General features: G+C 38.7%; 4 protein-coding genes and 1 pseudogene. 4 read left to right on the top strand and 1 reads right to left on the bottom strand.

Annotation, left to right across the window (positions count from 1 at the left end):
* Window positions 1–497, top strand: a pseudogene (locus ACJ751_RS11505) (NAD-dependent dehydratase); the annotation flags it as partial.
* 93 nt (window positions 498–590) lie between these two features.
* On the top strand, window positions 591–1346 hold the full coding sequence (locus ACJ751_RS11500; protein WP_407745641.1) for a zeta toxin family protein: 756 nt from the start codon (window positions 591–593) through the stop codon (window positions 1344–1346).
* 79 nt (window positions 1347–1425) lie between these two features.
* On the opposite strand, the gene ACJ751_RS11495 is transcribed toward ACJ751_RS11500, so the two are convergent.
* Window positions 1426–2253 (bottom strand): helix-turn-helix domain-containing protein, encoded by an 828-nt coding sequence (locus ACJ751_RS11495; protein ID WP_407745640.1) that lies wholly within the window; start codon window positions 2251–2253, stop codon window positions 1426–1428.
* 99 nt (window positions 2254–2352) lie between these two features.
* On the opposite strand from ACJ751_RS11495, the gene ACJ751_RS11490 reads away from it, so the two are divergent.
* Both ACJ751_RS11490 and ACJ751_RS11485 read left to right on the top strand, forming a co-directional pair.
* Window positions 2353–2928, top strand: coding sequence for a sugar O-acetyltransferase (locus tag ACJ751_RS11490; protein ID WP_407745639.1), 576 nt, complete (start codon window positions 2353–2355; stop codon window positions 2926–2928).
* Window positions 2929–3000: 72 nt separating this feature from the next.
* Window positions 3001–4050: a carboxymuconolactone decarboxylase family protein gene (locus ACJ751_RS11485; protein ID WP_407745638.1), complete on the top strand. Its 1050-nt coding sequence runs from the start codon at window positions 3001–3003 to the stop codon at window positions 4048–4050.
* Window positions 4051–5328: the final 1278 nt, after the last annotated feature.

The following is a 5328-nucleotide window of genomic DNA, read 5'->3' as shown; positions in this document are numbered from 1 at the left end:
TGAATGAGCTGCCTAATGTTAGCGTTACGCATTTGCGGGCTGGATTTTTCTATACCAATTTGTACAGATTTATAGATATGATAAAAGGGGCAGGCTTTTTGGCGGCAAACTATGGAGGTGATGATAAGTTGATCCTGGTTCATCCAACAGACATTGCGGCGGCTGTGGTAGAAGAAATTGAAGCCCGGGCTACCGGTAAGAAAATACGCTACGTGGTAAGCGACGAACATACTGCTAATGAAGTGGCCGGTATTATAGGAATCGCTATAGGCAAACCTGATCTGAAATGGATAACACTGACCAATGAACAAATGCTCGAGGGTATGGAAAAGCAGGGAATGCCGTCACATGTGATCGAAAAGTTTGTTGAAATGGGCGCCAGTGCGCACAGTGGTGCGTTGCGCGAGGATTATGAACGGCATAAGCCTGTAGTAATGGGAAAAATAAAAACCGAAGATTTTGCAAAGGGGTTTGCAGAGGTTTTCAAAAAGGGGTGATTGGGTGTTAAGTACAGAAGCATTTTTATCAGATTGTTTTCGGTACATCCAAAGATCATCTGTATATTCACAGATTAGAAAAGAATCCGCTAAATGCCCAATTTATACATAATAGCCGGTTGTAATGGAGCCGGTAAAACCACCGCCAGCTTTACCATATTACCAGAAATCTTACATGTAAAAGAATTTGTAAATGCGGATAGTATAGCTGCAGGGCTTTCTCCTTTTAATGTAGAAAGTGTGGCCTTTGAAGCGGGTAGGCTCATGCTTCAACGAATTCAGCAATTAATGGAAGGAAAAGAAGATTTTGCATTTGAAACCACTTTATCTACCCGAAGCTATGTGGCATTAATAAAACAAGCCAGAACAAATGGTTATAAAATTACCCTGCTCTACTTTTGGTTGATTTCACCCGATTTTGCAAAACAACGGGTGGCTAAAAGAGTGAGTATGGGCGGCCATAATATTCCAGATGAAGTTGTGGAACGGAGGTATTACAGGGGAATATCTAATTTGTTGAATTTATATGCTCCAGTTGTCGATAATTGGATCGTGGTTGACAATATGAATGCAGAACCAAACATTATTGCAAGAGGATCCACGAAAGAAGATAATATGATATTAAATTCCGAACTTTGGAGTATATTTTTAGAGCAAAGAAATTTTATGGAAGATAAAGATATCTACCTGGATGAATTCTCCGAAAAAATTTTGGATGGTATGAAAAAAGCCATTAAAAAGCTTGTGGAAACCAGCGCTAAAAATAATGAGGAGTTGGTGATTAGAGATAAGGACGGTATTATAAAGTCAGTTCCTGCCAGGGACTTACTCCATCTTGTTCAAAAGTGACCATTTTTTACGAAAAATAAAAAGCCCCGTAAATCAACGTTACGGGGCTTTTTAGTAAGTGCTTCATGCTCTTTTTTATTTACCTCAATCTGTCTCTATATCCCCCGGGCGTTACTCCCAATAATTTTTTTACATAACGGGTAAAAAATGAACGGCTGCTAAACTCCATTTCATCCGCTATTTCTGAAATATTCAGGTTTTTGTTTTGGAGTAAAATAATGATGCGCTCTTTGGCATAACGTTGTATCCATTCGGATGCAGTAATACCGGAATGGATCTTGGACAAGTGATTCAGGTATTTTGGGGTAATGTTCAATTTGTTGCTGTAAAACTGTACTTCACGATGCTGCATACAATGCTGCTGCAACAATTGCATGAATCGCTCGTATAGCGTTCCCGTTTGCAGGCTATGTTTGCGTTGCTCATATTCGTTGGCAAACGTATTCCACATTTCCAATATGAAGAGTTGCATTTGCAGTTTCAATGCTTCTTCATAAAAACGGTGATTGATCTCTAAAAAACGTTCGTTCAGTCTATTAAAATTGGTAAGTATCTTTTCTTTGTCTTGCTTCGTGATACCCGTTTTTACCGGATATACCCTCGAATGCAGTTGTGCATTGATGCTCCAGCTTTGGTCAGGAACATTATTCACTAAAAATTCTTTTTCCACTAAAAGCACAGTGGCTTTAAAATCCTTTGAAAAAACTAACCCCGACAACCTGCTTTCGGCAAACCAAAATGCAAAATGCCCACGCTGGCATTCCATCAACTGGTCGTTGAATAAAAATTGAATACGCCCCTTGTGGCAATACAAATGCGTGTGATACTTCCTGTAAAAATTTATCGGGAAGTCTTTTTCTTTCTTAATCTCCAACAATAAAATACGGGGACGTTTTTCTTGCTTCATTTACTGCCAAGATAAGTGATATTTGACATTATTGGCGTCAATAGTGTCACTATTATGACTTGTGGTAGTTTTAACTTTACTTGATCAAAAGAATACCAGATGAACAATTCGGGAAATACAATTTTTGATCATTTATTGAAAGGTAAAACCATCGAATCGAATGATCCACTGCGCATAGAGTTGCAGAAAGCTTCGTATGCTACCATTCAACTCACTCAACGGTTGAACAATTCTTCCAACCCCGACGAAATCAGAAAAATACTGAGTGAAATTACCGGTACTATGATCGATGGATCCGTTAGCGTATTCCCCCCCATTTATATCAATTATGGCAGGCATTTAAGCATTGGCAAAAATGTATTCATCAATTTCGATTGTACTTTTCTGACATTGGGCGGTATTACCACTGAAGACAATGTATTGATTGGTCCCGGAGTAAAATTATTGTCTGAAGGCCATCCACTATCGCCTGAAGAAAGACACTCGCTGCTTCCAGGGAAAATTCACATCGGGCAAAATGTTTGGATCGGCGCCGGCGCCACCATCCTTCCGGGGATCACTGTGGGCCCCAATGCCGTAGTAGCTGCCGGCGCTATAGTAACCAAAAATGTGCCTGCCAATACAGTTGTAGCAGGTATTCCCGCAAAATGCATAAAAACTATTGAAAACTCATAAAATGCGGCAATAATACTAAGAACTATTTACGGACGAGATATATAAGGATGCTAACCGTGAAAAACAGATGCTATGAAATCAAACAATTGGAAATGCCTGTTCATACTTATTGTGTTCACCTTAACAAGTTCAATAATGAATGCACAAAACGGTACAATACTGAATGCACAACAACAAGGGCTTATAAAGATTGCATCTTATACGGCAACCGGTTCTGACCTGTTCAAAGCAGAGTTGGATAGCAGTTTGAATGCAGGATTAACTATCAACGAAATAAAAGAAGCGTTGGTTCAACTCTATGCTTACTGCGGTTTTCCGCGGAGCCTGAATGCTCTCAACACATTTAATGTCGTTTTGGACGATCGAAAAGCCAAAGGCATTAAGGATGTTGAAGGAAAGAAAGTAGTGGTAGAAAATAAAGTATCTGATAAATATGAACAAGGAAGAAAAGTGTTGGAAGAATTGACCAAAACGCCACAAAGAAAACCTGCACCAGGTTTTGGCGAATTTGCACCGCGCATCGATGCTTTTCTGAAAGAGCATTTGTTTGCCGATATCTTCGCAAGTGATGTACTCACTTATCAGCAGCGGGAATTTGTAACAATAGCCGCTTTGGCATCCATGACCGGCGTGGAAGCACAATTGCAGTCGCATATTAATATAGGAAAAAATACAGGCATCATGGAAAGCCAGCTTGTTGAGTTGGCGGATCTCATTGAAAAAACAACCAACATCACGCAGGCCAATTCGGTAAGAAAAATACTAAATAAACCGCTTGCGCCTGTTGTATCGTCCAACATGATGGTTCGCATGGCAGAAATAGAAATTAATCCTGAATACCTGGAGGAGTATAAAAACATACTAAGGGAGAATGCGGCCATCTCTGTGAAAACAGAGGCTGGCGTGCTCAGCATATTTCCGATGTATCAGCTGGATAACCCAACGCAGATGCGGATCGTAGAAATTTATGCCAACAAGGATGCATACCAATCTCATTTGCAAACGCCACACTTCCTGCATTATAAAACAACCACCCTAAAAATGGTAAAGTCCTTGAAGCTGGTAGAAATGAGCACTATAGACAAGGAAATGATGCGTTACATTTTTGAAAAAATAAAGTAAACAATGAGTTCTGATACTATACTGAAGATCGGTTAATAAGTAAGTTGATTGCATTATAAGTATATTGTTTACCATTATAATTATAAAATCATCTTTGTAATCTCTTTTTCCCTCTCAATAAGTATATTTTTCCTGGAGATAAGTTAAAAAACAAGCGAGCTAATCACTTTCTCTTCGTTTATAATGTAGAATCGGCGCCAAAAGCAATTTTTTTTCTTAAAAAAGTGAAATGACCGGAATAAAGGGTGAGTATCAGCCATTTTATACTTAGTTACAGTAAAAAAGGTCGGGAGTGTCGACAAAATAATGCTACAATTCCGAAATAAAATTAATTATGGGGGAAAAGGATGTATTTGCGGGAGAAATAAACTTACTTGGAAGCATATTGAACTTTCTCTGATTAAAAAGTAACTCTCTCCCGGGATAAAATAATTTTCTCGCACAAAAATGAGCTATAATTGAAAAGAATTAAAGTATAGCCCACCGTTTTTAAACTATTGCCGGCGAAAAAAAAATTATAACCCTCCGTTTTTAAATTATCACCGGCAAAAAGTAATTATCTCTCACGGAAAATCAATTATCACAGGAGAAGAAATCTATTTTGATAAAAAGGGGATCTCATTATAGTATATCACTTATTTAAAACGTTGTATTCCGGGTTAACTATGTATCATCCGGAGCCAAAGAGTCAAAGCGTGTGTCAAAAAGGGTGGAGGAAGCGTGTGCCTGAAGGTTGTTTTAGGCGTTTTAAGCGAGTTTCGTTGTGCTTGATCGTAATGGTGTGTCAGTTGTGTTCTAGCATTGGCACTTGCTTTTGCGTAAGCGGTTGTGCGTGTCAGGTAATAAAGCGCATTTCTGAGATAATTTCAGGTCGATTAGTGCAGAACGATTTTAGTAAGCCCCCTCCACTATTTGCTTTACATCACTCTTGGGGCAATCTCAACAATGGTTTTCAGGATGCTTTCTGCGATGCGCAATCAGTGTCCTTTCAGCATCTGATAAATTAACCCCTTTAAAAACTTCTGAGGTATCTATATTTTTCATTCGACAAATTTAAATAGCGTTATGCGATATTGCAGTTCTTAAGTACCGTATTTTTTTAAAAATGGAAATGTCATTTATAAGGGTAGCGGCAAAAACGAGATAATCCTTAGCTTTTCGTACCTTGTTCCCGCCTAGAATCTCGCTGTTAGATTTTGATATAACTAAAGAAATATTAAGCCGGATAAGAAAACAGGCAGTCGGGCAATTATAATCCTGATAAACAAAATTTATGAC

This window comes from Niastella sp. (genome assembly GCF_045805085.1).
Classification (GTDB): domain Bacteria; phylum Bacteroidota; class Bacteroidia; order Chitinophagales; family Chitinophagaceae; genus Niastella.
Note: the sequence above shows the minus strand (reverse complement) of the source record. Positions and strands in the feature narration are given on the sequence as shown.